Source organism: Vineibacter terrae (assembly GCF_008039615.1).
Classification (GTDB): Bacteria; Pseudomonadota; Alphaproteobacteria; order Reyranellales; family Reyranellaceae; genus Vineibacter; species Vineibacter terrae.
The window spans coordinates 56,553-82,207 of the sequence record NZ_VDUZ01000029.1; the positions used below are offsets into that span (position 1 = coordinate 56,553).

At 68.1% G+C, this 25,655-nt stretch carries 26 protein-coding genes; 14 read left to right on the forward strand and 12 right to left on the reverse strand.

Annotation, left to right across the window (positions count from 1 at the left end):
- Window positions 1-55: 55 nt before the first annotated feature.
- Window positions 56-265 (reverse strand): hypothetical protein, encoded by a 210-nt coding sequence (locus FHP25_RS23440; RefSeq protein WP_147849394.1) that lies wholly within the window; start codon window positions 263-265, stop codon window positions 56-58.
- Between FHP25_RS23440 and FHP25_RS23445 the strand changes: the two genes are divergently transcribed.
- The 8 genes from FHP25_RS23445 (at window position 252) to FHP25_RS23475 (ending at window position 9,874) form a co-directional block, all read left to right on the forward strand.
- Window positions 252-1,340, forward strand: a complete 1,089-nt coding sequence (locus FHP25_RS23445) for a M14 family metallopeptidase (RefSeq protein ID WP_147849395.1) — start codon at window positions 252-254, stop codon at window positions 1,338-1,340. The genes FHP25_RS23440 and FHP25_RS23445 overlap by 14 nt on opposite strands.
- Window positions 1,341-1,469, forward strand: a complete 129-nt coding sequence (locus FHP25_RS42280) for a hypothetical protein (RefSeq protein WP_269434403.1) — start codon at window positions 1,341-1,343, stop codon at window positions 1,467-1,469. It begins immediately after the preceding gene.
- Window positions 1,470-1,488: 19 nt separating this feature from the next.
- Entirely contained in the window at window positions 1,489-3,003 is a 1,515-nt protein-coding gene (locus FHP25_RS23450) for a M81 family metallopeptidase (protein ID WP_147849396.1), read from the forward strand.
- Window positions 3,004-3,179: 176 nt separating this feature from the next.
- Window positions 3,180-5,135 (forward strand): glycoside hydrolase family 17 protein, encoded by a 1,956-nt coding sequence (locus FHP25_RS23455; protein ID WP_147849397.1) that lies wholly within the window; start codon window positions 3,180-3,182, stop codon window positions 5,133-5,135.
- A gap of 77 nt (window positions 5,136-5,212) precedes the next feature.
- Window positions 5,213-5,884, forward strand: coding sequence for an SRPBCC family protein (locus FHP25_RS23460; protein ID WP_147849398.1), 672 nt, complete (start codon window positions 5,213-5,215; stop codon window positions 5,882-5,884).
- A 277-nt stretch (window positions 5,885-6,161) separates the two neighbouring features.
- Window positions 6,162-6,641: a (2Fe-2S)-binding protein gene (locus FHP25_RS23465; protein ID WP_408068539.1), complete on the forward strand. Its 480-nt coding sequence runs from the start codon at window positions 6,162-6,164 to the stop codon at window positions 6,639-6,641.
- Window positions 6,642-6,693: 52 nt separating this feature from the next.
- Window positions 6,694-9,054 (forward strand): xanthine dehydrogenase family protein molybdopterin-binding subunit, encoded by a 2,361-nt coding sequence (locus FHP25_RS23470; protein WP_147849400.1) that lies wholly within the window; start codon window positions 6,694-6,696, stop codon window positions 9,052-9,054.
- Between the two features lie 25 nt (window positions 9,055-9,079).
- Window positions 9,080-9,874 carry an FAD binding domain-containing protein gene (locus FHP25_RS23475; protein WP_147849401.1) on the forward strand — a complete coding sequence of 265 codons (795 nt, stop codon included), beginning with the start codon at window positions 9,080-9,082 and terminating at the stop codon, window positions 9,872-9,874.
- Between the two features lie 85 nt (window positions 9,875-9,959).
- Here the strand turns inward: FHP25_RS23475 and FHP25_RS23480 are convergent, their stop codons facing one another.
- The 9 genes from FHP25_RS23480 to FHP25_RS23520 all read right to left on the reverse strand — a co-directional run bounded on the left by FHP25_RS23480 (window position 9,960) and on the right by FHP25_RS23520 (window position 15,227).
- Window positions 9,960-10,985: a methyltransferase gene (locus FHP25_RS23480; RefSeq protein WP_147849402.1), complete on the reverse strand. Its 1,026-nt coding sequence runs from the start codon at window positions 10,983-10,985 to the stop codon at window positions 9,960-9,962.
- A complete protein-coding gene (locus FHP25_RS23485) occupies window positions 10,982-11,461 on the reverse strand; it encodes an SRPBCC domain-containing protein (RefSeq protein WP_147849403.1) in 480 nt (159 codons plus the stop codon). Before FHP25_RS23485 ends, FHP25_RS23480 begins: the two co-directional genes overlap by 4 nt.
- Entirely contained in the window at window positions 11,458-11,814 is a 357-nt protein-coding gene (locus tag FHP25_RS23490) for an ArsR/SmtB family transcription factor (protein WP_147849404.1), read from the reverse strand. The genes FHP25_RS23485 and FHP25_RS23490 overlap by 4 nt, the downstream gene beginning before the upstream one ends.
- Entirely contained in the window at window positions 11,811-12,263 is a 453-nt protein-coding gene (locus FHP25_RS23495; protein ID WP_147849405.1) for a VOC family protein, read from the reverse strand. Before FHP25_RS23495 ends, FHP25_RS23490 begins: the two co-directional genes overlap by 4 nt.
- An 83-nt stretch (window positions 12,264-12,346) precedes the next feature.
- A complete protein-coding gene (locus FHP25_RS23500) occupies window positions 12,347-12,937 on the reverse strand; it encodes a GNAT family N-acetyltransferase (RefSeq protein WP_218578538.1) in 591 nt (196 codons plus the stop codon).
- Window positions 12,934-13,215 carry a DUF427 domain-containing protein gene (locus tag FHP25_RS23505; protein WP_178133734.1) on the reverse strand — a complete coding sequence of 94 codons (282 nt, stop codon included), beginning with the start codon at window positions 13,213-13,215 and terminating at the stop codon, window positions 12,934-12,936. The genes FHP25_RS23500 and FHP25_RS23505 overlap by 4 nt, the downstream gene beginning before the upstream one ends.
- A gap of 60 nt (window positions 13,216-13,275) precedes the next feature.
- Complete coding sequence (locus FHP25_RS23510; protein ID WP_147849407.1) at window positions 13,276-13,983, reverse strand: DUF899 domain-containing protein; 708 nt, start codon at window positions 13,981-13,983, stop codon at window positions 13,276-13,278.
- A 41-nt stretch (window positions 13,984-14,024) separates the two neighbouring features.
- The gene (locus tag FHP25_RS23515) at window positions 14,025-14,729 is read right to left on the reverse strand and encodes a DUF899 domain-containing protein (RefSeq protein WP_147849408.1); all 705 of its coding nucleotides are present in this window, start codon (window positions 14,727-14,729) and stop codon (window positions 14,025-14,027) included.
- Between the two features lie 132 nt (window positions 14,730-14,861).
- Window positions 14,862-15,227, reverse strand: a complete 366-nt coding sequence (locus tag FHP25_RS23520) for a YciI family protein (RefSeq protein WP_147849409.1) — start codon at window positions 15,225-15,227, stop codon at window positions 14,862-14,864.
- Window positions 15,228-15,425: 198 nt separating this feature from the next.
- Between FHP25_RS23520 and FHP25_RS23525 the strand changes: the two genes are divergently transcribed.
- From FHP25_RS23525 to FHP25_RS23545, 5 genes are all read left to right on the forward strand, one after another.
- Window positions 15,426-16,217 carry an N-acyl homoserine lactonase family protein gene (locus FHP25_RS23525; protein WP_147849410.1) on the forward strand — a complete coding sequence of 264 codons (792 nt, stop codon included), beginning with the start codon at window positions 15,426-15,428 and terminating at the stop codon, window positions 16,215-16,217.
- A gap of 28 nt (window positions 16,218-16,245) precedes the next feature.
- The gene (locus FHP25_RS23530; protein ID WP_147849411.1) at window positions 16,246-17,394 is read left to right on the forward strand and encodes a 2-methylaconitate cis-trans isomerase PrpF family protein; all 1,149 of its coding nucleotides are present in this window, start codon (window positions 16,246-16,248) and stop codon (window positions 17,392-17,394) included.
- Window positions 17,395-17,425: 31 nt separating this feature from the next.
- Window positions 17,426-19,375, forward strand: coding sequence for an oxidoreductase (locus FHP25_RS23535; protein WP_147849412.1), 1,950 nt, complete (start codon window positions 17,426-17,428; stop codon window positions 19,373-19,375).
- An 80-nt stretch (window positions 19,376-19,455) separates the two neighbouring features.
- Window positions 19,456-20,952: an FAD-dependent tricarballylate dehydrogenase TcuA gene (gene tcuA / locus FHP25_RS23540; protein ID WP_147849413.1), complete on the forward strand. Its 1,497-nt coding sequence runs from the start codon at window positions 19,456-19,458 to the stop codon at window positions 20,950-20,952.
- A 66-nt stretch (window positions 20,953-21,018) separates the two neighbouring features.
- Window positions 21,019-21,768, forward strand: a complete 750-nt coding sequence (locus tag FHP25_RS23545; protein ID WP_147849414.1) for a GntR family transcriptional regulator — start codon at window positions 21,019-21,021, stop codon at window positions 21,766-21,768.
- A gap of 107 nt (window positions 21,769-21,875) precedes the next feature.
- Here FHP25_RS23545 and prpB read toward each other — a convergent pair whose 3' ends face one another.
- Both prpB and FHP25_RS23555 read right to left on the reverse strand, forming a co-directional pair.
- A complete protein-coding gene (gene prpB / locus FHP25_RS23550) occupies window positions 21,876-22,805 on the reverse strand; it encodes a methylisocitrate lyase (protein ID WP_147849415.1) in 930 nt (309 codons plus the stop codon).
- Window positions 22,806-22,839: 34 nt separating this feature from the next.
- Window positions 22,840-24,318, reverse strand: a complete 1,479-nt coding sequence (locus tag FHP25_RS23555) for an aldehyde dehydrogenase (RefSeq protein ID WP_147849416.1) — start codon at window positions 24,316-24,318, stop codon at window positions 22,840-22,842.
- 150 nt (window positions 24,319-24,468) lie between these two features.
- Between FHP25_RS23555 and FHP25_RS23560 the strand changes: the two genes are divergently transcribed.
- The gene (locus FHP25_RS23560) at window positions 24,469-25,635 is read left to right on the forward strand and encodes an ABC transporter substrate-binding protein (RefSeq protein ID WP_147849417.1); all 1,167 of its coding nucleotides are present in this window, start codon (window positions 24,469-24,471) and stop codon (window positions 25,633-25,635) included.
- Window positions 25,636-25,655: the final 20 nt, after the last annotated feature.

The window sequence follows — 25,655 nt, forward strand, 5'->3', positions numbered from 1 at the left end:
ACGAATTTTCGTATTTTCCGATATTTGCGTCACGCTGCTCCGAGTATGAAAAATGCTATGCCCCTGATTCGCCGTTATTTTTTCGGCTGTGGTCGGGCCGCGCCGCTCCAGCGGCGCTCTTTCTCCTTGATGATTGAAAATGAAGAAGAGCGCCGCTGGAGCGGCGCGGCCCGACCATCATGATCGTCACCCCCTCTTTCGCTGCCGCGCCGCCGGCGGCCATAATGCCGGCCAACTGTCCCGGAGCGCCGATGTCGACCTTCACCTCCTTTTCCGCCGACTACAGCGAGGCCCGCGAGAAGTTCCTCGCCGCCGCGCGCATCGCCGGCGCGGTGACGGCGCGCTACGACACCACGGCCAAGGGCCCCCAGGGCGAGTCCCTGTCGACCGATGTCGCCTGGCTGGGGCCGCACGACGCCGGCAAGGTGGTCGTGGCCGTCTCCTCGACCCACGGCGTCGAGGGGTTCTGCGGCTCGGGCTTCCAGGTCGACTGGCTGGCGCGCAAGGGCGCGGCGGCGCTGCTGCGCGGCACGGCGGCGCTGTTCGTGCACGCCATCAATCCCTATGGCTTTGCCTGGCTGCGGCGCGTGACGGAGGAGGGCAACGACCTCAACCGCAACTTCGTCGACCATGGCAAGCCCTATCCCGACAATGCCGGCTATGCCGAGATCGCCGATGCCCTGGTGCCGCCGGCGCTGAGCGGACCGGCGTTCGAGGCGGCGGAGGCCAGGCTCAAGGCCTACCGGGCGCAGGTCGGCGACACCGCCTTCCACCGCGCCATGTCGGGCGGGCAGTACACCCACGCCGACGGCTTCTTCTTCGGCGGCGGCGGGCCGTCCTGGTCCAACCGCACGACGCACGCCATCATCGCCCGCTACCTCGCCAGCCGCGGCGACATCGCCGTGATCGATTTCCATACCGGTCTGGGGCCGTTCGGCTATGGCGAGCTGATCACGCATTACGATCCCGACACCGACGGCTCGCGGCGCGTGCGCGCCTTCTGGGGCGAGTCGGTGACGGAGTCCAAGCGCGGCCAGACGGCATCGCAGGCGCGCGACGGGCTGGGGCACTACGGCTACAACCGGGCACTGCCGCAGGCGCGGGTGACGATGGCGACGCTGGAGTTCGGCACCTACGACCGCGAGAGCGGCCGGCGCGCCTTCCGCGGCGATCACTGGCTGCACAAATACGGCGATCCGCTGGGCCGCGAGGCCGGCCCGATCCGCGCCGCCATGCGCAAGCAGTTCTATCCCGACACCGACGAGTGGAAGGAGATGGTGCTGTTCCGCGGCCACCAGGCCATCCGCCAGGCGATCGCGGGATTGAATGCGCCGCTTTGAATGAGCACGAGCGTTGCTGGTGACGGCTGGGACCGCGCCGCTCCAGCGGCGCTCATGATCCGGCGCTGCGCGCCGGTGCGTCGCTGGAGCGACGCGGTCCGGCCCGTCATGCCCACCGACATCGACTGAACAAGTAGAGGAGCAGCCCGTGCCGCCCGCATCGCCGCGCATCGCGCTTCTGGGGTTCGCCATCGAGTGCAACCGCTTCGCGCCGGTCAGCACGCGCGAGGATTTCCGCGACATGCGCGGCAACGAGCTGCTGGTCGAGGCACGCAAGCCGGCGCCCGCCATGATGCCCGACATGCCCGGCTTCGTGACCGAGATGGACCGCAGCGGCGCCTGGACGCCGGTGCCGCTGCGCACCGCCGCGGCGCAGCCCGGCGGCCCGGTGGAGCAGGGCTATTTCCGCGAGCTGATGGCCGAGTTCGAGGACGGCCTGCGCCGCAGGGGACCGTTCGATGGCGTCTACGTCTCCTCGCACGGCGCGGCGCTCACGACCGACAGCGATGACCCTGACGGCGACCTCTACGAGGCCATCCGCGGCATCGTCGGGCCGGACGTGCCCATCATCGGCACCTTCGACCTGCATGCCAACGTCTCGCGCCGCATGGTCGACAACATCTCCGTCTTCGTCGGCTATCGCTGCAATCCGCACACCGACATCCGCGAGCGCGGCGTCGAGGCGGCGCAGCACATGCGCACCCTGCTGGGCGGCGTGCGCACGGCCACCGCGATGGTGAAGATTCCGCTGGTCGCGCCGCAGATCTCGCTGCTGACGGCATCGGGCCCCTATGCCGACGTCATGAGCTACGGCCTGTCGCTGGTCGGCGGCAAGGTGATGAACGTGTCGGTGATGGCCGGGTTCTCCTACAGCGACAGTCCCAAGAACGGGCTCACCGCGATCATCACGACGCGCGATCGCGACCTGGCGCTGGCGCAGAAGCTGGCGCTCGACATCTGCAGCCGTGCCTGGGACATGCGCGCGCGCTTCAAGCGCACGATGACCGCGCTCGAGGAGGCGGTGCGCATGGCCGTCGCCGTCGGCAACGACCCGGCCCAGCCGCCGATCATCCTGGCCGACGTGGCCGACAACCCCGGCGGCGGCGGGCGGGGCAACACCGTGCATCTGCTGCGGGCCCTGAAGGACGCCGGCGCCAGGGGCGTGATCTTCGGCGTGTTCAACGACCCGGCCGTGGCGGCCGAGGCCCATCGCCGCGGCCGCGGCGGCGCCTTCCGGGCGCGCTTCAACAGCCGCGAGCAGGATGCGTTCTCGCAGGCCTGGGAATGCGATGTCCGGGTCAAGGCGCTGTCCGACGGCCGCCATGTCGGCCGCCGCGGCCTGGCGCGTGGCATGTCCTGCCAGATGGGGCCGTCGGCGCTGCTCGACCTCGACGGCATCTCGCTGGTGGTGATCACCCACCGCCAGCAATGCCTCGATCCGATGCAGTTCGAGCAGTTCGGCCTCGATCCGGCGCTGGCGCGCACCATCGTGGTGAAGAGCCGCGGTCATTTCCGTGCCGGCTTCGACGGCTTCGTGCCGGCCGAGCGCACCTACGAGGTCGATTGCCCGGGCCTGACCTCGCCCAACCTCGCGACCTTCCCCTGGAGCCGCCTGCCGCGCCCGGTCTACCCCCTGGACGAGCACACGACATGGACGCCTTGATCTTCCTCCCCACGCAGTGGGGAGGTGCCCCGAAGGGGCGGAGGGGACCCGACGTGGTTTATATAACTGAGACCACGTAGGCTCCCCCTCCGGCCTTCGGCCACCTCCCCCAACTTCGTCGGGGGAGGGAAGATTTTTCCCCATCGACCTTCAGAGCAAGGCTGCTAAAACGAACCATGACGCGTGTGCTGGCCGCCATTATCGCCCTCGTCGCCGTGACGGCCCTGAACTGGTTGTGGTGGAGCGTTCCCAACGAGCCACGCACGATCGACTGGCAGCCGGGACCCGTCCAGGGCCTGTCCTTCGCGCCGTACCGCCCCGGCCAGAGCCCGCTGACCAAGACGTTCCCCACGGCGGCCCAGATCGAGGCCGACCTCAAGCTGCTGCAGGGCAAGACCCAGTCGGTGCGCACCTACACCAGCCTGGAGGGCATGGAGGCGGTGCCGCGGCTGGCCGGCAAGTACGGGCTGAAGGTCTGGCACGGCGCCTGGCTCAACAACGTCGAGCGCGAGAACCTCGAGCAGATCTCGGCCCTGGTCGAGCATGCCAACCGCTACTCCGAGAACGTCGAGCGCGTGATCGTCGGCAACGAGGTGCTGCTGCGCAAGGATCTCACGGCCGACCAGCTGATCCGCTACATCCGGCAGGTCAAGCGCGCGGTGAAGCAGCCGGTGACCTATGCCGAGGTCTGGGAGTACTGGCTGCGCAACCCGCAGGTGGCGGACGAGGTCGACATCATCACCATCCACATCCTGCCCTACTGGGAGGATGAGCCGATCGGGATGGACCGGATCGACCCCAACGGCGATCCGGCCTATGGCAAGCTGGCGATCAAGACGCACATCATGGATGTCATGGCGCGCGTGAAGAACGCCTTTCCCGGCAAGCGCGTGGTGATCGGCGAGAGCGGCTGGCCCAGCGCCGGCCGCATGCGCGCCGACGCGCGGCCGGGGCTGGTCGAGCAGGCCCGCTACTACGCGCTCTTCAAGCGCCTGGCCGAGACCGAGAAGCTCGAATACAACCTCGTCGAGGCGTTCGACCAGCAGTGGAAGAGCTACCAGGAGGGCACGGTCGGCGCCGAATGGGGCCTGTTCGACACCGCCCGCGAGCAGAAATTCCAGATCGGCGCCAAGGTCAGCGCCGACCCGCACTGGCGCACGCCGCTGGTGATCTCCAGTGTCGCCGGCGTGCTGCTGGTGCTGGCCTTCGCCCTGTCGCGCGGCCGGCCCGGGCCGCTGGCCATCGTCGCCTTCGCGCTCTTCGCCCAGGCCGTCGCCACGTGCCTGACCCAGGCGACCTGGCTCAACTATGCGCATGCCTTCTACACCACGCGCATGATCGGCACCGTGCTCTACCTCATCGCCGGGGCCGTCTTCGGCTACGCGCTGCTGCGCGGCATCGGCGACATCCTGACCGCGCGCATGACGGATGCCTCGCTCTACGGCGCCCGGGTGCGCGAGGCGTGGTCGTCGTGGCGGGCGCTGCCGCGCGCCCATATCCTGCAGCGGCCCGACCTGCTGCTGCAGATCGCCTTCCTCGGCTTCACCGTGCTGTGCATCTTCCACCTGATCGTGCTGACGGTGGACTGGTACATCGCCGCCATCCCGATCGGTGATTCGGTGCGCGTGATCGCCATCGACGGCCGCTATCGCGACTTCCCGATCATGGATTTCGCGGTGCCCGCGGTCGTGCTGATGACCTGGAAGCTGGCCACGCTGCTGCGCACCGGCGGCGTGCCGCGGGCGCAGGCGGTCGCCAAGGCGCTGTCGTTCGGGCGGCTGCTGGGCTACGACGGCGGCAAGGGCTATGTGCGCATGGAGCCGACCCATAGCCGCTGGGCGCCGCTGTGGCCGGAACTGCTGCTGACGGCGTTCCTGGTGGGCGGCGCCGTGGTACTCACCCTGACCGAAGGGGCCATCAAGATCCATGGCGCCGCCGCGCTGCTGGCCTCGGGCTGGCCGGCCCCGGACGGCGGCAAATGGGTGATCCGGGCTTTGTTCACCAATGTGCAGTCCAACTGGTTTTCGGCCATGGCATTGCTGATGGCGGTGCCCTATATCGCTACGATCTACGTCTCCCTGCGCCAGCCACTGGCCGAGCCGCCGCCGGAATCCTTTACCGGGAAGTGGTGAGCGCAGCTTCGGTCGCCACCCCGAGCCCTGATCGTCTGCGGACCGGTTGCCTGGCGTCGCTGTGAAAGGAATGAACCATGGAATTTTCCGGCGAGTACCGAATCCCGGCGTCGCGCCAGAAGGTGTGGGACGCGCTCAACGACGCGGCGGTGCTGCAGCAATGCATTCCGGGCTGCGAGACGCTGGAGAAGGTCAGCGACACCGAGCTGAAGGCGACGGTGCGGATGAAGATCGGGCCGGTCAGCGCCAAGTTCGGCGGCAAGGTGACCTTGTCCGACATGGACCCGCCCAACGGCTACAAGATCACCGGCGAGGGGCAGGGCGGCGCCGCCGGCTTCGCCAAGGGCGGTGCTGCCGTGAAGCTGACCGAGGCGGACGACGCCACGGTGCTGAACTACACGGCAGACGCCCAGGTCGGCGGCAAGATCGCGCAGATCGGTGCCCGGCTGATCGACGGCACGGCCCGCAAGCTCGCCGACGAGTTCTTCAGCAAGTTCTCGGAGGTTGTCGGCGGCGAGGCGCCGGAAGCGGCGCCCACGGCCACCGACACGCCGAGCATGGCGGATGTTCCGCCGGTGGCGGATCCGACGCCAACGCCAGCCCCCGCCGCTTCGACCGGCAGCGGGGTCAACGGCGCCGGCTCGCCGGCGCGGCCCGCGACCGATTCGGCCGAGCGCGGCTACAAGCACTGGCTGCTGATCGGCGCCGGTATCGCGCTGCTGGTGATCGCCTACATCGCGATCCGGTGATTTGCCCCTCTCCCGCAAGCGGGAGAGGGAGGGGCCCATTGCGCGCAGCGCAATGGGAGGGTGAGGGGCCACAGTCGCGGCGCTTCGTCCTTGGGCCCTCACCCGCCGAGCGCTGCGCGCTCGGCGACCTCTCCCGCAAGCGGGAGAGGTGAACGCCAATCCCCTTGACCCATCCAGCTGCAAATTGCCATGCTGAGCATGATCTGCGGACGCACGGCGCGTCGCCACGACGGCCGTCCTTCAACACTGTGGCGGTAGGGAGCACTCCAATATGACGATGTCCGTGTCCATGTCCGTGAACGGCAAGACCGTCTCCGGCAATGTCGAGGCGCGCACGCTGCTGGTCCAGTTCCTGCGCGAGAACCTGGGCCTGACCGGCACGCATGTCGGCTGCGACACTAGCCAGTGCGGCGCCTGCGTCGTGCATGTCGACGGTATCTCCGTGAAGTCGTGCACCCTGCTGGCCGTGCAGGCCGACGGCGCCAAGGTCACCACGATCGAGGGCCTGGCCAAGAGCGCCGAGCAGCTGCATCCGATGCAGGAGGCGTTCCGCGAGAACCATGGCCTGCAGTGCGGCTTCTGCACGCCCGGGATGGTGATGAGCGCCATCGACCTGGTGAAGCGCCACAACTACGAGGTCACCGAAGAGATCGTGCGGCACGGCCTGGAGGGCAACATCTGCCGCTGCACCGGCTACCACAACATCGTCAAGGCGATCGTCGCAGGCGCGTCGGCCATGAAGGCCGCCGGCGTCTGAGCTCCGTCCGAAACAAGACAAGCAAGCGGACTGTTCCTCGAGGGAGGGCACGATGGCCAAGATCGGTGACCGCATCAAGCGCACGGAGGACCGGCGATTCCTGACCGGCGCCGGCCGGTATGTCGATGACCTGCAGCTGGCGCGCTGCACGCACGCGTATTTCCTGCGCTCGCCGCATGCGCACGCCAGGATCAAGAGCATCGACGTGGCGGCCGCCAAGGCCGCGCCGGGCGTGGTCGAGATCTTCACGGGCAAGGACGTCGCCGACTCCAAGGTCGGCAGCCTGATCTGCGGCTGGGTGGTGAAGGACAAGCACGGCCAGCCGCACAAGGCGCCGGCGCATCCCGCGATCGCGCTCGATACGGTGCGCTATGTCGGCGACACCGTGGCCATGGTGATCGCCGAGACCTACGCCCAGGCCAAGGACGCGGCTGAGCAGATCGCGGTCGACTACGAGGTCCTGCCGGCCAGCATCGATCCCGTGAAGACGCTCGATGCGGGCGCGTCGCAGGTGCACGCCGATGTGCCCGGCAACCTGTGCTACGACTGGGAGCTGGGCGAAAAGGCGAAGGTCGATGCGGCGTTCGCCACGGCGGCCCACGTCACCAAGCTCGACCTGGTCAACAATCGCCTGATCCCCAACGCTATGGAGCCGCGCGCGGCGGCGGCCGAGTATGACCGCGGCACCGGCAATTACACGCTCTACACCACCAGCCAGAACCCGCACGTGGCGCGCCTGGTGCTGTCGGCCTTCGTGCTGGGCATTCCCGAGCACAAGCTGCGCGTGGTGGCGCCGGATGTCGGCGGCGGCTTCGGCTCCAAGATCTTCATCTACGCCGACGAGACCCTGGTGGTCTGGGCCGCCGGCAAGATCCAGCGTGCCATCAAGTGGACGGCCGAGCGCGGCGAGTCGTTCATGACCGATGCGCATGGCCGCGACCACGTCACCCACGCCGAGCTGGCGATGGACAAGGACGGCAAGTTCCTGGCCTTCAAGGTCGACACCATCGCCAACCTGGGCGCGTATCTGTCGACCTTCGCGACCGCGGTGCCGACCTATCTGTACGCCACCCTGCTGGCGGGCCAGTACACGACGCCGCTGATCTACTGCAACGTGCGCGCAGCGTTCACGAACACCGCGCCGGTCGATGCCTATCGTGGCGCCGGCCGGCCCGAGGCGACGTACCTGGTGGAATCGATCGTCAGCAAGGCGGCGAGCGAGATGAAGATCGACGCGGCGGAGCTGCGCCGGCGCAACTTCATCGCGCCCGATGCCTTCCCCTACCAGACGCCGGTGGCGCTGACCTACGACTCGGGCAACTACGCGCCGATCCTCGACCAGGCGATGCAGCTGGCCGACTATGCCGGTGCCGCCGGCCGCAAGGCGACGGCCAAGGCCAGCGGCAAGCTGCGCGGCGTCGGCATCTGCTCCTACATCGAGGCTTGCGGCATCGCGCCGTCGGCGGTCGTGGGCTCGCTGGGCGCCGGCGTCGGCCTGTGGGAGAGCGCCGAGCTGCGCTTCAACCCGACCGGCAACCTGCAGATCCTCACCGGCTCGCACAGCCACGGCCAGAGCCACGAGACGACGTTCGCGCAGATCGTGTCGGACAAGCTCGGCATCCCGATGGACCAGATCGAGGTCGTGCACGGCGACACCTCGCAGGTGCCGTTCGGCATGGGCACCTACGGCTCGCGCTCGCTGCCGGTGGGCGGCTCGGCGATCATGAAGGCCGCCGACAAGATCATCGCCAAGGGCAAGACGATCGCCGCCCATCTGATGGAGGCGTCGGAGGCCGACATCGTGTTCGAGGACGGCACCTTCAAGGTCGCCGGCACCGACAAGGCGGTGCCGCTGGGCCAGGCCGTGTTCGCCGCCTACGTGCCGCACAACTACCCGTCCGACAAGCTCGAGCCGGGCATGGACGAGAACGCGTTCTACGATCCGTCGAACTTCACCTATCCGTCGGGCACGCAGATCTGCGAGGTCGAGATCGATCCCGACACCGGCGTGGTCGACATCGTGAACTTCGTGGCGGTCGACGATTTCGGCAACATCGTCAACCCGATGATCGTCGAAGGCCAGGTGCATGGCGGCATCGCCCAGGGTGTCGGCCAGGCGCTGCTGGAGAACGCGGTCTACGACAAGGAGTCGGGGCAGCTGCTGAGCGGCTCGTACATGGATTACTGCATGCCGCGCGCCGACAACCTGCCGTCGTTCAAGCTCGGCTACCAGGTGACGCCGTGCCCGCACAACCCGCTGGGGGTGAAGGGCTGCGGCGAGGCCGGCGCCATCGCGGCGCCGGCGGCGGTCATGAACGCCGTGCGCGACGCGCTCGCGCAGGTCGGCGCCCAGGACCGCATCGAGATGCCCGCCACGCCGCGTGCGGTGTGGGAAGCCATTCACGCGCAATAGGCGCCCGGGATTCCAGGAGGAAGCTATGTACGATTTCGAGTACCACAAGCCGAAGTCGGTGGCCGATGCGGTGGCGGCGCTGAAGAAGGCGTCCGACGGCAAGTTCATGGCCGGCGGCATGACCTTGATCCCGACGCTCAAGCAGCGCCTGGCGCAGCCGTCCGACGTGATCGACCTGGGCGCCATTGGCGACCTGCGCGGCATCAAGGTCGACGGCAACACCGTCACCATCGGCGCCATGACCAAGCATGCCGAGGTCGCGGCCTCGGCCGAGGTCGCCAAGGCGATCCCGGCGCTGGCCAAGCTCGCCGCCAATATCGGCGACGGCCAGGTGCGCAACCGCGGCACCATCGGCGGCTCGGTCGCCAACAGCGATCCGGCGGCCGACTATCCGGCGGCGGTGCTGGCGCTGGGCGCCACCATCACCACCAACGAGCGCAAGATCGCGGCCGACGACTTCTTCAAGGGGCTGTTCGAGACCGCCCTGAAGGAAGGCGAGATCATCACGTCGATCAGCTTCCCGACGGCGACCAAGGCCGCCTACATGAAGTTCCCCAACCCGGCCTCGCGCTATGCGATGGTCGGCGTGTTCGTCGCCCAGACCGCATCGGGCCCGCGTGTCGCGGTGACCGGCGCCGGGGCGTGCGCCTTCCGCGTCAAGGAGATGGAGGACGCGCTGGCCAAGAACTGGTCGCCCGATGCCGTCGCCGGCGTCAAGGTCCCGGCCGACGGGCTGAACGGCGACATCCACGGCAGCCCGGAATACCGGGCGCACCTGGTCACCGTGATGGCCAAGCGCGCGGTGGCGGCCGCGGGCTGATCTTGAGAGCCTTCATGGTGAGCACAGGTGAATGCTGCGCATTCACCGAGTCGAACCATGAAGGCTTCAGCCTGGAGCCAGGGCGTTACAGCTTCACGCCCTCGATCACGCTGACGCGCGCCGGCGTCGGGATGATCCGGGTGAGCCGGAAGCCCGCTTCCCGATAGAGGTCGCGGAACTCGGCTTCCGAGCGCTGCCGGCCGCCGGTACAGACCAGCATGTTCACGTCGTTCGATGCCGCCGCGAAGGCGGCATCCGACTGGTCGACAAGCGGCGGGTACACACCTTCGACCAGCAGCAGCGTGCCGTCGGCGGCCATGGCGCGGTGGCAGTTGCGCAGGATCGTGGTGGCGCGCGCGTCGTCCCAGTCATGGATGACGTGCTTGAGCATGTAGGCATCGGCGCCGCCGGGGATGTCGGTGAAGAAATCGCCGGCCGCGACGGCGCAGCGGTCGGCAAGGCCCACCGACGCGATCCGCGCCCGGGCGCGCTCGGCGACGTGCGGCAGGTCGAGCAGCAGGCCGTGCAGGCCGGGGTTCGCGCCCAGGATGCCCTCCAGCAGCATGCCGTTGCCGCCGCCGATATCGGCCACGCAGGCAAAGGGCGAGAAGTCGTAGGTGGCGGCGACGGCCCGGGCGATCATCTGGGTGAAGCCGGCCATGGCGGCGTCGAAGATCGCGGCCTCCTCGGGATGCTCGGCCAGGTGGGCGAACGCATCCCGGCCGAAGACGTGGCGGTAGGCCGGCTCGCCGGTGCGCACGCTGTGCTGCAGCGCGCTCCAGGCCTGCTGGGTGCTGCCGCCGAACAGCAGCGCGGCGGCATGCATGGAGCCGGGCACGTCGCGGCGCAGGCAGGTGCCGATGGCGGTGAGCGAGAACCGTCCATCCGCATCCTCGGCCAGCACGCCGGCGCCGACCAGCAGCCGCAGCACGCGGCGCAGCGAAGGGGCATGCGTTCCCGTGCGCTCGGCCAGCGCCGCGTGGTCGAGCGGGTCCGGGGCCAGCAGGTCGGCGATGCCCAGCGCGGCCGCGGCGTGGACCGCGCGCGACACGTAGTAGCCGGTGACCATGCGGAAGAGGGCGATCGGTGGTGGAAGCTCCTGTGCCGTCATGTCGTGCTCCTCGCTGCCTTGAGGCTGGCAAGCTGCTCCTGCCACCAGCCGGCCATGCTGTGCAGGAACGGCACGTCGTCCATGCCGTGGCGTGCCGGGTGTCGGGCCGGCAGGTTCTCCCAGCCGCTGTGCTCGACCACGACGCGCGTGCCCTTGGCGGCGGCGGTGAAGCGCACCTCGACCGTCGTGGCCTGGCCTGGCCGGTAGTTGGGGCCGCGCCATTCGAAGGCCAGCCGCGATCCGGGCTCCCAGGCCAGGATCCGGCCGACCTCGTAGAGATCGCGGGCGGCATCGTCGTAGACCTCGACCAGCCGGCCGCCGACACCAGGCTCGAAGCGCATGGTGCCGGTGCGCTTGCCGCGGAAGCGGTATTTCGGCCCGCGCCGCCACCAGGAGTCGACCTCCCGGGTGAAGATGTCGAAGGCATCGGCCGGCGTGGCGTCGACGAGCACCGCCACCATCACCTTGGCGCTCACCGCGGACTCCGCCGGCGGCGCGCGACATGGTCCTTGAAGGCGTCGAGCTGGTCGCTCCAGAAGGCCTGCACCTCTTCGAGCCAGGCGCCGAGATCATCGAAGGGCTCGGGCCGCAGCCGGTACAGGCGCATCCGTGCGTCGTCCTCGACCGGCATCTCCTCGATCAGCCGACCCTGGCGCAGCACCCGCAGGTGCTTGCTCATCACCGGCAGGCTGACGTCGAAGGCGGCCGCCATCTCGGCCGGGCGGCGCGGGCCGCGGCGCAGCATGTCGATCGCCTGCCGGCGCACCGGATCGGCCAGCGCCGCGAGCGTGCGGTCGAGGTCGCTGGCGGCAGGGGCGGGCGAGGTCACGGCCGCTCCCGCACCTTCAGGCCGGTGGCGGCTTCCATCTCCGCCGCCGACACCTCCCGCACCGGCTGCGCGAAGGTCCAGACATGACCCTCGCGGTCGCGGGCGCGATAGGTGCGGTGGCCGTAGAACTGGTTCTCCGGCTCGGCCAGGATGTCGGCGCCCGCCGCCCGCGCCTGCCGGCAATGGCCATCGACGTCATCGACCTCGACATGGACGCTTTGCGTGTTGGCCCCCGACACCGCCTGCGGGCTTTTCGCCCAGTCGGCCCAGCCCACCGGTCCCAGCATGATGCGGCCGCCGCCATAGGTGAGCTCGGCATGCTGCACGCGGCCATCGCCATCGGTGATGCAGAGCCCGGGCTCGAAGCCGAACGCGGCTTCGAGGAATGCCACGGCGGCATTGGGATCGGCATAGCTCAGGGCCGGCACGATCGTGACGCGATCAGTCATGGGGGCCTCGATTCTGTTGGCGGGACAATAATTTCCATAATTGGAAATGATTGTCAATATCGCCAACTATATCGACGGCTCTCTCAGCGTGCCTTGCGCAGCATGGCAGTCATCGGCGGCGATGATCCTGCCTGGATGGTGCCCAGGACATCGAAGCCGTGCCGCCGGTACAGCGGAATGTTGGCCGGATTGCTCGACTCCAGATAGGCCGGCACGTGGTCCTCGTCGCAGCGACGCAGCGCATGGCGCAGCAGCGCCGAGCCGTAGCCCCGGTGCTGGCATGTCGGGTCGACGCCGATCAGGGGCAGGAACCAATGCGGTTCAGCCGGGTGAAACTGGGCCATCTGCTCGACCACGGCCGATACCTCGGCGTGCAGCCGCTCGGGGACGCCGGCCATCGTCCCGGCCAGCGCCGCGTGATCGGGCGCGACACCGGGTGGCAGCCACAGCGCCACGCCGGTGCAGCCATCGATGTGATCGGCGCTGCCATGCGCGAAGCCCTGGCCGCCCATGGCCCGCACCACGGCCGGGAAATGCGCCAGGTAGAGATGCGGGTCGGGATAGCTCCAGCGCGCCATCGGATCGCGGCTGAAGGCGAGCACGATCACGGCGATCGCCCGCTCCCGGTCGGACGCGGGAACGGACGTCACCGGCGGCGTCGAGGCCGCGGTCACGTGACCTCGACGTCTTCCCAGAAGCCGATCCAGTGATCGACCGGCTTCATCGCCGCGCGCGGCGCCTCGTACGACCACGCTGCTCGCGGGCTGCGCGCGCCGTCGCCCGCGACGTCGTAGAACTGCACGCCGTGCGGGCACTTCAGATCGTTCTCGGTCTTGGGTGTCAGGTGCAGCAGGTCCATGCGGACCGTTTCCCGCGGGAAATACCGGTAGCCGCCGACCTCCAGGGTGCGATCGCTGTCGGCGATCACCTGGCCATGCCATATCGCCTTCATGGTGAGATCCTCCATTGGCGCTCAGGGGCACCCGAAACATAGGGTGGCTGAGCGCAGCGCTCAATCGCCGTAGCGGTCGTGGTGGCGCACCCAGGCCATCGGGAATTCCAGGCCGCCCTCGTTGCGTCCCTTGGGCACGAGGTCGAGGTAGTTGTAGGTGCCGATCAGCGGCTCGCCGCCGCGGGCGTAGGCCGAGTAGGTGTGGAAGATGTCACCCGCCTCGTCCTTGTAGAACACGCTGATGCCCGGCGCCTCGCCTTCGGCCTGCGCGCTCCGGACCTCGTAGTTGTAGACCGTCGCGCCCTGGGCCAGGTCGGCGGCGGTGAACGACACGTGATAGTCGCTGTTGAAATCGCTGCCATGGGACGACACCCAGGGGAAGCGCCAGCCCATGCGGGCCTTGAAAGGCAGCAGCTCAGCCAGCGGCGCGCGCGACACCGCGACCACCATCACGTCGTGGTTCTCCAGGTGTGGCCGCGCGCCGTCGAGGTGATCGACGAGGAACGAGCAGCCCGCGCAGCCTTCCTGCCAGCCCGGGCCGAACATGAAATGATAGACGATGAGCTGGCTGCGGCCCGCGAAAAGCTCGGCCAGCGACCGCTTGCCCTCGGGGGTGTCGAAGACATAGGCCTTCTCGACCTTCACCCAGGGCAGCGCCCGGCGCTCGGCGCTCAACTGGTCGCGCAGGCGGGTGAATTCCTTCTCCTTGGCGAGGAAGCGGGTGCGGGCGGCAAGCCATTCGTCCCGGGATACGATTTGATGCTGCATGATCAGATCTCCATCCGATGGTTGCTGTGCAGAAAGCGGTGTCAGCTGCCGTAGCGGTCGTGATGGCGCACCCAGGCCTGCCAGTGCCCTTCCTCCTCCTGGCGGCCCAGCGGTGTGAGGTCGATGTAGTTGTAGGCACCGCACAGCAGCTCGGCGTCGCGGCCGTAGGCGGAATAGGTATGGAAGACGGTGCCCCAGGGGTCCTTGTGGAAGACGCTGACGCCGGGCAGGTCCTCGCTCGCGAACTCGCGCATTTCATAGTTGTAGTAGACCGTGCCCATAATCATGGCGTCGCGCGTGAACGACACGTGGTAGTCGTAGTTGAAGTCGCTGCGAAACGACGACACCCACTTGAAGCGCCAGCCCATGCGCTCCTTGAAGGCTTCGATCTGGGGCAGGGGCGCGCGCGCCACCACCACCAGCGTGATGTCGCGATGCTCGATATGAATGCGCGCGCCGTCGATATGGTCGGCGAGGAACGAGCAGCCGACGCAGCCTTCCTTCCAGCCCGGGCCGAACATGAAGTGGTAGATGATCAGCTGGCTGCGGCCGGCAAACAGGTCGTCCAGCGTCTCGATGCCGTCAGGCCCCTCGAAGCGGTAGGCCTTGTCGACCCGGACGCGCGGCAGGCTGCGGCGCTCGGCGCTCAGCTCGTCGCGCAGGCGCAGAAATTCCCGCTCGCGCTGCAGGTGCTGCCGGCGGGCGGCCAGCCACTCGGCGCGGGACACGGTTCTCTGGACATCCATCCGACGCTCCTCCGGTTGATCGCGAGGCGCCGGGCGCCGTCGCGATCACTCTGAGGACGGATGACGGCCCGGCGGTCCGACACAGGGCCGCAAATTTTTAGCGACCGAGGTGCTCGGGCGAGAGGTGGCGCATCATCCCTGCTCCGGCAGGGCGCTGCCGGGAAAGAACCGGTGCACCGGCCGGACCTCGAACGTCCCCCAGGGCATGCTGCGTGCGATCGCCACCGCCTCGTCGAGGGTCGCGCAGTCGACGACATAGAGCCCCATGAGCTGCTCCTTGGTCTCGGCGAACGGGCCGTCCGTCACGATCGACTCGGCGCCGTTGCGCACCGTGACGGCCGTGGTCGTGGGCATCAGGCGGACGACGGGTCCGACCTTGCCGGCTTCGGTCAGCTTCTGCCGCACCGCCGTGTGCTGGGCCACGACCGCATTCTCCTGCTGCGCGCTCCACGAGGCGACCTCGGCCTCCGGACCATAGATGAAGATGGAATACAGCATGCGAGCCCTTTCCTGATTGTCGCCGAACTACGTCCTACGGACGGCCGGCAACGGTCAATCGATGATCAAGGACGAACGCGGCGGCACCGCTCCGACAACGCGGCAAGAATTTCCCATCGCTGCTGAAGGTCGGCAGTCAACTGTTGACAGAAACACGGGGCGCGCACAAAAGTTGGCGTGCGTCGCAAGGGAGTGACCATGTCCGAGTACGAGATCTGGGCGATCCGCTATGCCCACAACGAAGCCCGGCGCACGCCGGAAAACTTCCTGGGCGGTGATCCGCACGACGATCTGATGCCCATGGATTTCTTCGTGTGGGTGCTCAAAGGCGGCGGACGCACCATCGTGGTGGATACCGGCTTCGACGAGGCCATGAGCCGCAAGCGCCAGCGCCGCATCGTGCGGCCGGTGGCCGAGGGGTTGAAGGCGGTCGGTGTCGACCTCGCGAGCGTCGAGGATGTCGTCGTCACGCACATGCATTACGACCACGCCGGCAACCATGACCTGTTCCCCCGGGCCCGCTATCACGTGCAGGACCGCGAAATGGAATACTGCACCGGTCGTTGCATGTGCCATGGCGCCCTGCGCCACGCCTTCGAGGTCGACGACGTCACGGCCATGGTGAAGCGCCTGTTCGAGGGGCGGGTGAAGTTCCACAACGGGGCAGGCGAGATCGCCGACGGCGTATCGGTCCACCTGGCCGGGGGCCATACGCGCGGCCTGCAGTTCCTGCGCGTGCGCACCAGGCGCGGCTGGGTGGTGCTGGCGTCGGATGCCTCGCACTACTACGCCAACTTCGAGCAGGGACGCCCGTTTCCGGTTGTCTACGATGTGGGTGAGACGCTGGAAGCCTACGAGGCAATGAAACGCCTGGCGTCGTCCATCGACCATGTCGTGCCCGGCCATGACCCGCTGGTGCTGCAGCGCTATCCGGCCGAGGCCGGGCGGCCGCTGGACATCGTTCGCCTGGACGCCACGCCGACACGCTAGAGTGGCCGAACCAGCGAAAGAGGATCCCATGCCGAACCGGCGATTGAGGGCGGTGTTCATGCGGGGCGGCACGTCCCGGGCCGTGATGTTCCGGCAGGAGGATCTGCCGGCGGACCGCGTGGGCTGGGATCCGATCTTCCTGCAGGTGATCGGCTCGCCCGATCCCAACGGCCGGCAGCTCGACGGCATGGGCGGCGGCATCTCTTCGCTGTCGAAGGTCTGTGTCATCGGGCCGTCCAGCCGGCCCGATGCTGATGTCGACTACACCTTCGCGCAGGTGTCCGTGCGCGAGCCGCTGGTCGACTACAGCGGCAATTGCGGCAACATGTCATCGGCTGTGGGGCCGTTTGCGATCGAGGAGGGGATCGCCACGGCGCCGCGCGACGGTGAGGCGGTGGTGCGCATCCACAACACCAACACCTCCAAGATCATCGTTGCGCGCTTCCCGGTCGAGGCTGGCGAGCTGGCCGCCACCGGCGATCTCGAGATCGACGGCATCGCCGGCAAGGCTGCCCCGATCCGGCTGGAGTTCCTTGAGCCGGGCGGCGCCAAGACCGGCAAGCTGCTGCCCACAGGCCGCGTCTGCGACAAGCTGGAGGTGCCCGGGCTCGGGACAGTCGATGCGTCCTGCATCGACGCCGCCAATCCCTGCGTCTTCGTCGCGGCCGAGCAGGTGGGCAAGACCGGCACCGAGCTGCCGGATGCCTTGGAGGGGGACGCCCGCTTCCTGCAGGCGATGGAGGGTATCCGCCGCGCGGCGTCCGTGCGCATGAGCATTGCGCCCGACATCGATGCGGCCGGCCGGGTGACGGGCGTGCCCAAGGTCGCGATGGTGTGCCGTCCCCAGGTGGCGCCGACCCTGTCGGGGCGCCAGCTGACGGCGGCCGATGCCGATATCGTCGTGCGCATGATCTCGGTCGGCCAGCCGCATCGCGCGGTGCCGATCACCGGCGCCATATGCCTTGCGGTCACGACGCGGGTTGGGGGCAGCATGCCGCAGCTTTTGAGCACAGCGTCGGCCGGGCCCATCCGCATCGCTCATCCTTCGGGTGTCACGCTGGTCGACGCCAGCGTCACGGCCGGCAACACGCCCGAGGCGATCCACGCCAAGTACGGCGCGGTCTACCGCAGCGCCCGCCGCCTGTTCGAAGGCAAGGTGCTCTATCGCGGCCCGTGACGGCCGGCATCCCAGCAGGAGGAAAGCGCGCATGGCGACCTTCCCGTGTCTGTTCAGCCCCGGTCGGATCGGGTCGCTCGCTGTGCCCAATCGTATTGTCTTCGCGGCCACCAGCTCGGAGCTGGCGGACAAGGACGGGTTCGTCGGCGACGATGTCGTCGAGTACTATGCCGAGCGGGCGCGTGGCGGTACCGGCCTGATCGTGGTCGAAGCGACCTATGTCGAGCAGGAAGGCAAGCGGCTGCACCATAACGCGATGCTGCACGAGGATCGCTTCATCCCCGGCATGCGCAAGATCGTGCAGGCGGTCCACGCCCAAGGCGCCAGAATCGCGCTGCAGCTCAATCACGGGGGCCGCGAATCGACCGTGGCTGTTTGTGGCTCGATCCCGTTGGCGCCGTCGCCGCTGGCCTCGCCCTTCACCGGCGTGGGTGGCGAGGTGGTGCCCAAGGAGCTGACGGTCGGCGAGATCGAGCGGATCGTGGGACGCTTCGCCGACGCGGCCGTCCGGGCTGCGGAGGCCGGCTACGACGCCGTCGAGCTGCATGGCGCCCACGGCTATCTGATCGGCGAGTTCCTGTCGCCCGAGGCCAACAAGCGCGAGGACGCCTATGGCGGCGACACCAAGCGACGGGCGCGCTTCTGCATCGAGCTGGTGCAGGCGATCAAGGCGCGGCTCGGAGCCGATTACCCCGTGATCGTCCGCATGAACGGCCGCGACCATGTCCCCGGCGGCCTGGAGCTCGACGAGGCGATCGAGATCGCGACCCTGCTCGAGGCGGCCGGGGCCGATTCGATCAGCGTGTCCGGCGGTGTGCATGCCTCGCGGCCCTATATGGTGGTGCCCGGGATGTCAGTCGAGCGCGGCTGCTACATCGCCTACAGCGAGGCGATGCGGCAGCGGCTCGATGTGCCGGTGATGACCGTCGGCCGCATCAACACGCCTGAACTGGCCGAGGAGATCCTCGCCCGAGGCCAGGCCGACTATATCTGCCTCAGCCGGGCGTTGATCGCCGATCCGTATTTCCCTGCCAAGGCCAGGACGGGACGCGTCGAGACCATCGCGCCCTGCATCGCCTGCAACGAATGCATCGCGACCGTGCACCGCCACAAGGGGCTGGCCTGCACGGTGAACCCGATGGTCAGCCGCGAGCTGGAGCTCAAGCCGCTGGTCGCCGCGAAGCCGATCCCCCGGCGCATCGCGGTGGTCGGCAGTGGCGCTGCCGGCATGTCGGCGGCGGTGACGGCGGCGCGTCGCGGCCATGAGGTCCATCTCTTCGAGAAGGAGGCCCGGGTCGGCGGCCAGCTGCTGCTGGCCTACCAGCCGCCGCACCGCGAGGAGATCGAGAACGCCTTGCGCTACTTCAGGGCCGAGGTGGCACGCCTCGGCGTTTCGGTGCGGCTCAACGCACCGTTCTCGCTGGATGATGCGCGTACGCTTGATCCCCAGGCGATCATCGTCGCGACCGGCGCGGCGCCCTTGCGTCCGGACGTGCCCGGCGCCGACCTGCCGCACGTGCTCACCGGCTGGCGGGTGCTGGCCGGGCTGGAGGAGACGGGCCAGATCTGCGTCGTCGTGGGCGGCGGCCTGGTCGGCATGGAGGTCGCCGACCACCTGGCCGAGCAGGGCAAGACCGTCGTGCTGATCGCGCGCTCGGAACTCTTGAAGAAAGCCGTGCATGCCGACCGCGTCTACTTCCTCGACCGCATCGCCGCGCTGAACATCGAGGTGCTGACGCATACCCGTCTGCTGGCGGTGGGCGAGGGCTGGGTCGAGATCGCACCCGAGAACCGCATCCGCCGCACGCTGCAAGGTGTGGACAGCGTGGTCTTCTGCACCGGGTATGCGCCGCGCAAGGCCGAGACCGATGCCCTGGAGGGGCTGGGCGTGCCGGTCCATTATGCCGGCGATGTGCTGGGCTCGCGCAAGTTCTTCCAGGCCATTGAGGAGGGCACGATGGCTGCCTTGAATATCCTCTAAGCGTCAACTGTTGACAGTTTGCGAGCGGACCGCTAGCTTCCGACCACGCTGAAACGGACAATCGGAAAAGGAGAGACGCGATGGCCGCAGCCGCCGTTTACGACGTGATCGTGGTGGGCGCCGGCAACGCGGCGATCTGCGCGGCGCTATCGGCGTCGGAGCAGGGCGCCAAGGTGCTGATGCTGGAGAAGGCGCCCGAGGCGGAGCGCGGCGGCAACTCGTTGTTCACGGCTGGCGGCTTCCGCTTCGTGCATGACGGGCTGGACGACCTGCGCGGCGACATCCTGCAGGATCTCTCCGAAGCCGAGGTGGCGCAGATCGTGCTGCCGCCGCTGCCCAAGCAGACCTTCGTCGACGACCTCATGCGCGTCACCGAGAACAACGCTGACGAGGGACTGGCCGAGCTCCTGACCGGCCGCTCGCGCGACACCATGCGCTGGATGCGCCACCACAAGGTGCGCTTCGTGCCCATGTTCGGCCGTCAGTCCTACAAGGTCGACGGCAAGCACCATTTCTATGGCGGCGTCAACATCGAGGCCGTCGGCGGCGGCTGGGGCCTGGTCGACCAGCTCATGAAGGCGGCCGAGCGCAACGGCATCGACATCCGCTACGACACGGGCCTGGTCCGCCTGATCCAGGACAAGCGCGGCAAGGTCGTGGGCGTGACGGCCAAGGGGCCCGAGGGCTTCGAGGACCTCAAGGCACGGGCCGTGGTGCTGGCCTGCGGCGGCTTCGAGGCCAACCCGGAAATGCGCACCCGCTATCTGGGGCCGGGCTGGGAACTGTGCCGGGTGCGCGGCACGCGGCATAACACCGGTGACGGCATCAGGGCCGCCCTCGACATCGGCGCCCAGCCGTTCGGCGGCTGGTCGACCTGCCATGCCGTGGCCTGGGACATCAGCGCGCCACCCTATGGCGACCGGGTCATCCTCGACAACTTCCAGAAGCATTCCTATCCGATCGGCATCGTCGTCAACATGAAGGGCGAGCGGTTCGTGGACGAGGGTGCCGATTACCGCAACCATACCTACGCCAAGTACGGCCGCGAGATCATGAAGCAGCCGCAGCGGGCGGCGGTGCAGATTTTCGATGCCAAGACGATCGGCATGGTGCGCGACGAGTATCGCATCCGCCAGGTGACCAAGGCCGAGGCCAACAGCCTCGAGGAGCTGGCCCAGAAGCTGGAGATTGACGTCGAGGGCCTGACCCGGACCGTCCGGGAGTTCAACGCCGCCTGCCAGCCCGGCACCTACAACCCGTCCATCCTCGACGGCAAGGGCACCAAGGGCATCACCCCGCCCAAGTCCAACTGGGCCCTGCCCATCGACACGCCGCCATACGCCGGCTTCGTGGTCACCTGCGGCATCACCTTCACCTTCGGCGGCCTGCGGATCAGCACGGAAGGAGAGGTGCTGGACCTCGTGGACCGGCCGATCCCGGGCCTCTACGCCGCCGGCGAGCTGGTGGGCGGCATCTTCTACGGCAACTACCTGGGCGGCGCCGGCCTGATGTCAGGTGCCGTGTTCGGTCGGCTGGCTGGACAAAGCGCCGGGCGGCATATTAAGAACGCGCGCTGAGTTGACCGAGTGCGCGCCGGGTCTTCTCGCGCAGACTGAACGACCAGGCGAAAAGGGCCTCCCTTGATGAGCGGCCTTCTGAACAACAAGGTTCGGGCACAATCACTCGTTGATGTCGTCGCCGAAAGGATCGAGGCGGCGATCATCAGCGGAGACCTTCAACCGGGCAGCAAGATCAGCGAGCAGGCCCTGGCCGCCTCGCTGGGGGTGAGCCGCGGTCCCCTGCGCGAGGCCATCAGGCGGCTGGAAGGCCGCAAGCTCTTGCAGCGCACGGCCAATATCGGCGTGCGCGTCGCCGAATTGTCGCTGCAGGACCTCCATGCGGTGCTGCAGGTGCGGGAAGCGCTGGAGGGCATGGCCTGCGCGCTCGCCGCTCAGAACATGACCGATGCCGAGCTCAAGGCGTTGGCCGAGCTGCTGGACGCGCACCAGCAGCAGAAGAGCATCCGGGACGGCACCGGCTACTACCAGGAATCGAAGGATTTCGATTTCCACTTCCGGATCGCCAAGGGCAGCCGCAACGAGCGCCTGGTGCAGATGCTGTGCGAGGATCTCTACTACCTGCTGCGGGTCTATCGCTACAAGTCGAGCACCAAGGCCGGTCGCGCCAAGAGGGCGCTGCAGGAGCACAAGGATATCGTCGCCGCGCTCATGCGCCGCGATCCCGTCGACGCGGAGCAGAAGATGCGCCAGCACCTGCGCAACGCCCGCGAGTTCGTGGAGGAGCAGCTGCGCGACGCCGAGGCCGCTCCCAAGCCGGCACCCGTCAAGGGGCCGGAGCCGCGCGTGCGTTCGCTGAAGCCAACGGGGGCGTGACGAGCCAACCGGTCATCCCGAGCGAAGCGAGGGATCTCCTGAGGATCGAGGCTCCCTTCGCAGGAGATCCCTCGCTGCGCTCGGGATGACGTGGTGATCTTCGGCGCTTACCGCTTCGCGATGGTCTGCGGCATGCCCTCCGGGACCACCGACGTGATGATCGAGGAGTCGAGCGCCTCGTACTGGTGGTAGCCGATCGTGGCGTAGAGCTCCGACCGTGTCTGCATGCGGTCGATCAAGCGATGCGTGCCGCCGTCGTGGCGGATGCCGGCGAACAGCTCGCCATGGGCCTTGGCCGCCATGCGCAACGCGCTCACCGGCCAGATGATCATCTTGTAGCCCAGCGCCTCGAACTCCGACGCCGTCATGAACGGCGTGCGCCCGAACTCGGTCATGTTGGCAAGCAGCGGCACCTTGATGGTCCGGGCGAAGGTACGGAAGGCCTCGGCGTTGCCCAGAGCCTCGGGGAAGATCGCATCGGCGCCGGCATCGATATAGAGCTGCGCCCGCCTGATGGCACCTTCCAGGCCCTCGCTGTCGGCGGCATCGGTGCGCGCGATGATGTAGAGATGCCGGCGTGCGCGCGCGGCGGCCGCGATCTTCGCCGCCATGTCGTTGGGGGCCGCCAGCCGCTTGTCGTTGAGGTGGCCGCACTTCTTGGGCAGCAGCTGATCCTCGATCTGGACGGCGGCGGCGCCGGCATCCTCGAACGCACGCACCATGTGCATGACGTTCAGGGCTTCGCCGAAACCCGTGTCGCCGTCGACCACGACCGGCAGCTGGGCCGCGCGCGCCACCTGGCGCACGAAAAAGCAGACGTCGTCGATCGTGAGGATGCCGAGGTCGGGCAGCCCCATGGAGGCGGACATCGCTGCGCCCGACAGGTAGAGCGCCTCGAACTGCGCTTCCCTGGCTTGCAACGCCACCAGGCCATTATAGGCGCCGGGGATCTGCAGGATGCCGGGCCGATCCAGCAGCTTGCGAAGGCGAAGGCCGGCCGGCTCGGCCGGCAGGTCCTGGGCGACCAGATAAGTCATCGGGCATCCATGCCTGTGTGAGAGTCGGGTCGCCTCACGCCTTCACCGCGAAGGGGTCGCGCGTCTCGTCGGAGAAATCGATCATGACGTTCTTGCTGGTGGTGAACTCCAGCAGGCCTTGCTCGCCGCGCTCGCGGCCGAAGCCGCTATGCTTGACGCCGCCGAACGGCGCCTGGGCCGCGACCATGCGGTAGGTGTTGACCCAGACCACGCCGGTGCGCATGGCGCGGATCATGCGCAGCGCGCGTGACACGTCGCGGGTCCATACGCCGCAGGCAAGGCCGTAGGGCGAGGCATTGCCGATCGCCACGGCCTGCGCTTCCTCGTCGAACGGGATCACCGAGAGCACCGGCCCGAAGATCTCCTCCTGGGCCACGCGCATCGTGTTGTCGACGTCGGCGAAGATCGTGGGCTGGATGAAGAGGCCCTTGGCGAGATCGCCGTCGCGCGCCGGGCCGCCGCCGGTCACCAGCCGCGCGCCTTCCTTCCGGGCGATGTCGATGTAGTCGAGGATGCGGCGGAACTGCGGCTCGTTGGCCGCGGTGCCCATCTCGGTGGCAGGGTTGCGCGGATCGCCCATCACGATCTTCTGCGCCCGCTCGGCCAGGCGCGTGACCATCCGGTCGTAGACCGGCCGCTGCACGAGAAGCCGGGAGCCGGCGATGCAGGTCTGGCCGGTGGCTGCGAATATCCCTGCCAGCGCGCCGACCACGGCCTTGTCCATGTCGGCATCGGCGAAGACGATGTTGGGCGACTTGCCGCCGAGCTCCAGCGTCACCGGCGTGAGGTTGCGGCCAGCGGTGGCCGCGATCTCGCGTCCGGCGTTGGGGCTGCCGGTGAAGCTCACCTTGTCGAGGCCACCGCCGGCCACGAGCGCGCGTCCGATCCTGGCATCGCCAGTGACGATGTTCACGACCCCGGGCGGGAAGCCTGCCTGCTCGACAAGCTTGCCGAACTCCAGCGTGGTGGCCGACGCATGCTCCGATGGCTTGATCACGACGCAGTTGCCGGCCGCCAGCGCCGCCGGCAGCTTGTTGGCCAGCAGCGCGATAGGGGAGTTCCAGGCCGTGATGATGCCGACGACGCCGTAGGGCTCGCGCACCGCGAAATCCATGATGTCGGGCTGGTCGAGCGGGATCACGTTGCCCCAGATCTTGTCGGCGTAGCCGGCGAAGAAGCGGTAGACGCGGGCGGCGAAGAACATCTGCGAGCGCGTCTCGCGGATCACCTTGCCGTTGTCGGTGGTCTCCAGCAGCGAGATGCGGTCGGCGTTCTCCTCCAGCAGCGCCGCCAGCCGGTTGAGCAGGGTGGCACGCTCAAGGCCGCTGGTGCGGCGCCACGTGGCTTCGAAGGCCTGCCGTGCCGCCGCCGTGGCGGCCGCGACATCGGCCTCGGTCGCGGCCGGGATGTGAGCCCAGACCTCCTGGTTGAAGGGGTTTATCGCCTCGAATGTTCCGCCGTCCGCGCTGTCCCGCCACTTGCCATCGATGAAGAGCTGATACTTCGCGACCATGAACGCGGATCTCCTGCGGCGCTGAGTAGCCGCATTGTCGACAAACTCAACAAAAGTGTCAACAGTTGACTATAAGCAGACAACTGCCTAAAGTCCGCGGCCAATGCCGCTTTCGAATGCGCGATTGCCGGCGGTTCCAAGGAGGAAACCATGAAGCGGCTTCTGACGGCTGCGCTGCTGCCCGCGGCGTGCGCGATCGCCATCCCGGCGGCGCAGGCCGAAACCCTGAAGATCGGCGTGCTGGCCACCCTTTCCGGGGCGGGTACGGCCTGGGGGATGTCGATGCAGGGCGCCGCGGATCTCGCCGCCGAGGACGTCAACGGCAAGGGCGGCCTTGAGGTCGGCGGCAAGAAGTACAAGATCGAGGTCGTGGCCTACGACGACAAGTACAAGGCAAGCGACGCGCTGACCGCCATCAACCGCCTGGCGTTCGACGACCGCATCAAGTTCGTGGTCGGGCCCGTGGGCTCGGCGCCGGCGCTGGCCATCCTGCCGGTGAGCACGGAGAACAAGGTCATCACCATGACCATGGGCTTCACGCCCAAGGCGCTGTCGCCGGATTACAAGTACAGCTTCCGTCCGGTGCTGCCCTCCGACGTCTTCTCCGACCCGCAGATCAAATGGGTCGTCGAGAAGCTGGGCGGCAAGCGTATCGGCGGCCTGTTCCCCAATGACGAGAGCGGCCAGCAGGTGGCGGCGGCCAACGAGAAGGCCTACGAGGCCGTCGGCGCCAAGTTCGTGGCCAAGGAGTTCTTCGAGCGCGAGCGCGTCGATTTCGTGCCGCTGCTGACACGCGTCCTGGCGCAGAAGATCGATGCCTTCGAGCTCGACGGCAACTCGCCGCAGACCGCCGGCCTGCTGGTGAAGCAGCTGCGCGAGCTCGGCTTCAAGGGGCCGATCATCCGCACCGGCGGCGATGCCACGGCCGACATCGTGAAGATCGCCGGCAAGGAGGCGACGGAGAACGTCTATGTCCACCAGCCGATCGACCTGTCGTCGCCGGCCATCCAGCAATACACCAAGCGCTTCGAGGACAAGTACAAGATCCCGCTGAACGCCTTCAGCCCGTTCTTCTATGCCAACCTGCAGATGCTGTTCGAGGCCATGCGCAAGGCCGGCACCGTCAGCGACACCGACAAGATCCGCGACGCGATGCTGGCGCTGAAGGATTTCGACACGGTCCTGGGCAAGGTGAACTGGACCGGGCAGGCGCAGTGGAAGTCGAACCAGCAGCTCGACGCGCCGTTCTACGTGGCGCTGATCAAGAATGGCGCGCCTGTGGTCGTCGCCAAGTGCACGCCCGCCAAGTGCGAGTAGCCAGCACCAGGTGAGCCATA

Excerpts from the sequence above, each read along its gene's own strand:
- FHP25_RS23510 (WP_147849407.1), bottom strand. The coding sequence starts at position 13,983 with ATGCAGCATCAAATCGTATCCCGGGACGAATGGCTTGCCGCCCGCACC.
- FHP25_RS23480 (WP_147849402.1), bottom strand. The coding sequence starts at position 10,985 with ATGACGGCACAGGAGCTTCCACCACCGATCGCCCTCTTCCGCATGGTC.
- tcuA (WP_147849413.1), top strand. The coding sequence starts at position 19,456 with ATGGCCGCAGCCGCCGTTTACGACGTGATCGTGGTGGGCGCCGGCAAC.
- FHP25_RS23475 (WP_147849401.1), top strand. The coding sequence starts at position 9,080 with ATGTACGATTTCGAGTACCACAAGCCGAAGTCGGTGGCCGATGCGGTG.
- FHP25_RS23520 (WP_147849409.1), bottom strand. The coding sequence starts at position 15,227 with ATGCTGTATTCCATCTTCATCTATGGTCCGGAGGCCGAGGTCGCCTCG.
- FHP25_RS23535 (WP_147849412.1), top strand. The coding sequence starts at position 17,426 with ATGGCGACCTTCCCGTGTCTGTTCAGCCCCGGTCGGATCGGGTCGCTC.
- FHP25_RS23525 (WP_147849410.1), top strand. The coding sequence starts at position 15,426 with ATGTCCGAGTACGAGATCTGGGCGATCCGCTATGCCCACAACGAAGCC.
- FHP25_RS23470 (WP_147849400.1), top strand. The coding sequence starts at position 6,694 with ATGGCCAAGATCGGTGACCGCATCAAGCGCACGGAGGACCGGCGATTC.
- prpB (WP_147849415.1), bottom strand. The coding sequence starts at position 22,805 with ATGACTTATCTGGTCGCCCAGGACCTGCCGGCCGAGCCGGCCGGCCTT.
- FHP25_RS42280 (WP_269434403.1), top strand. The coding sequence starts at position 1,341 with ATGAGCACGAGCGTTGCTGGTGACGGCTGGGACCGCGCCGCTCCAGCG.
- FHP25_RS23455 (WP_147849397.1), top strand. The coding sequence starts at position 3,180 with ATGACGCGTGTGCTGGCCGCCATTATCGCCCTCGTCGCCGTGACGGCC.
- FHP25_RS23445 (WP_147849395.1), top strand. The coding sequence starts at position 252 with ATGTCGACCTTCACCTCCTTTTCCGCCGACTACAGCGAGGCCCGCGAG.
- FHP25_RS23560 (WP_147849417.1), top strand. The coding sequence starts at position 24,469 with ATGAAGCGGCTTCTGACGGCTGCGCTGCTGCCCGCGGCGTGCGCGATC.
- FHP25_RS23555 (WP_147849416.1), bottom strand. The coding sequence starts at position 24,318 with ATGGTCGCGAAGTATCAGCTCTTCATCGATGGCAAGTGGCGGGACAGC.
- FHP25_RS23460 (WP_147849398.1), top strand. The coding sequence starts at position 5,213 with ATGGAATTTTCCGGCGAGTACCGAATCCCGGCGTCGCGCCAGAAGGTG.
- FHP25_RS23505 (WP_178133734.1), bottom strand. The coding sequence starts at position 13,215 with ATGAAGGCGATATGGCATGGCCAGGTGATCGCCGACAGCGATCGCACC.
- FHP25_RS23465 (WP_408068539.1), top strand. The coding sequence starts at position 6,162 with ATGTCCGTGTCCATGTCCGTGAACGGCAAGACCGTCTCCGGCAATGTC.
- FHP25_RS23545 (WP_147849414.1), top strand. The coding sequence starts at position 21,019 with ATGAGCGGCCTTCTGAACAACAAGGTTCGGGCACAATCACTCGTTGAT.
- FHP25_RS23530 (WP_147849411.1), top strand. The coding sequence starts at position 16,246 with ATGCCGAACCGGCGATTGAGGGCGGTGTTCATGCGGGGCGGCACGTCC.
- FHP25_RS23515 (WP_147849408.1), bottom strand. The coding sequence starts at position 14,729 with ATGGATGTCCAGAGAACCGTGTCCCGCGCCGAGTGGCTGGCCGCCCGC.
- FHP25_RS23495 (WP_147849405.1), bottom strand. The coding sequence starts at position 12,263 with ATGACTGATCGCGTCACGATCGTGCCGGCCCTGAGCTATGCCGATCCC.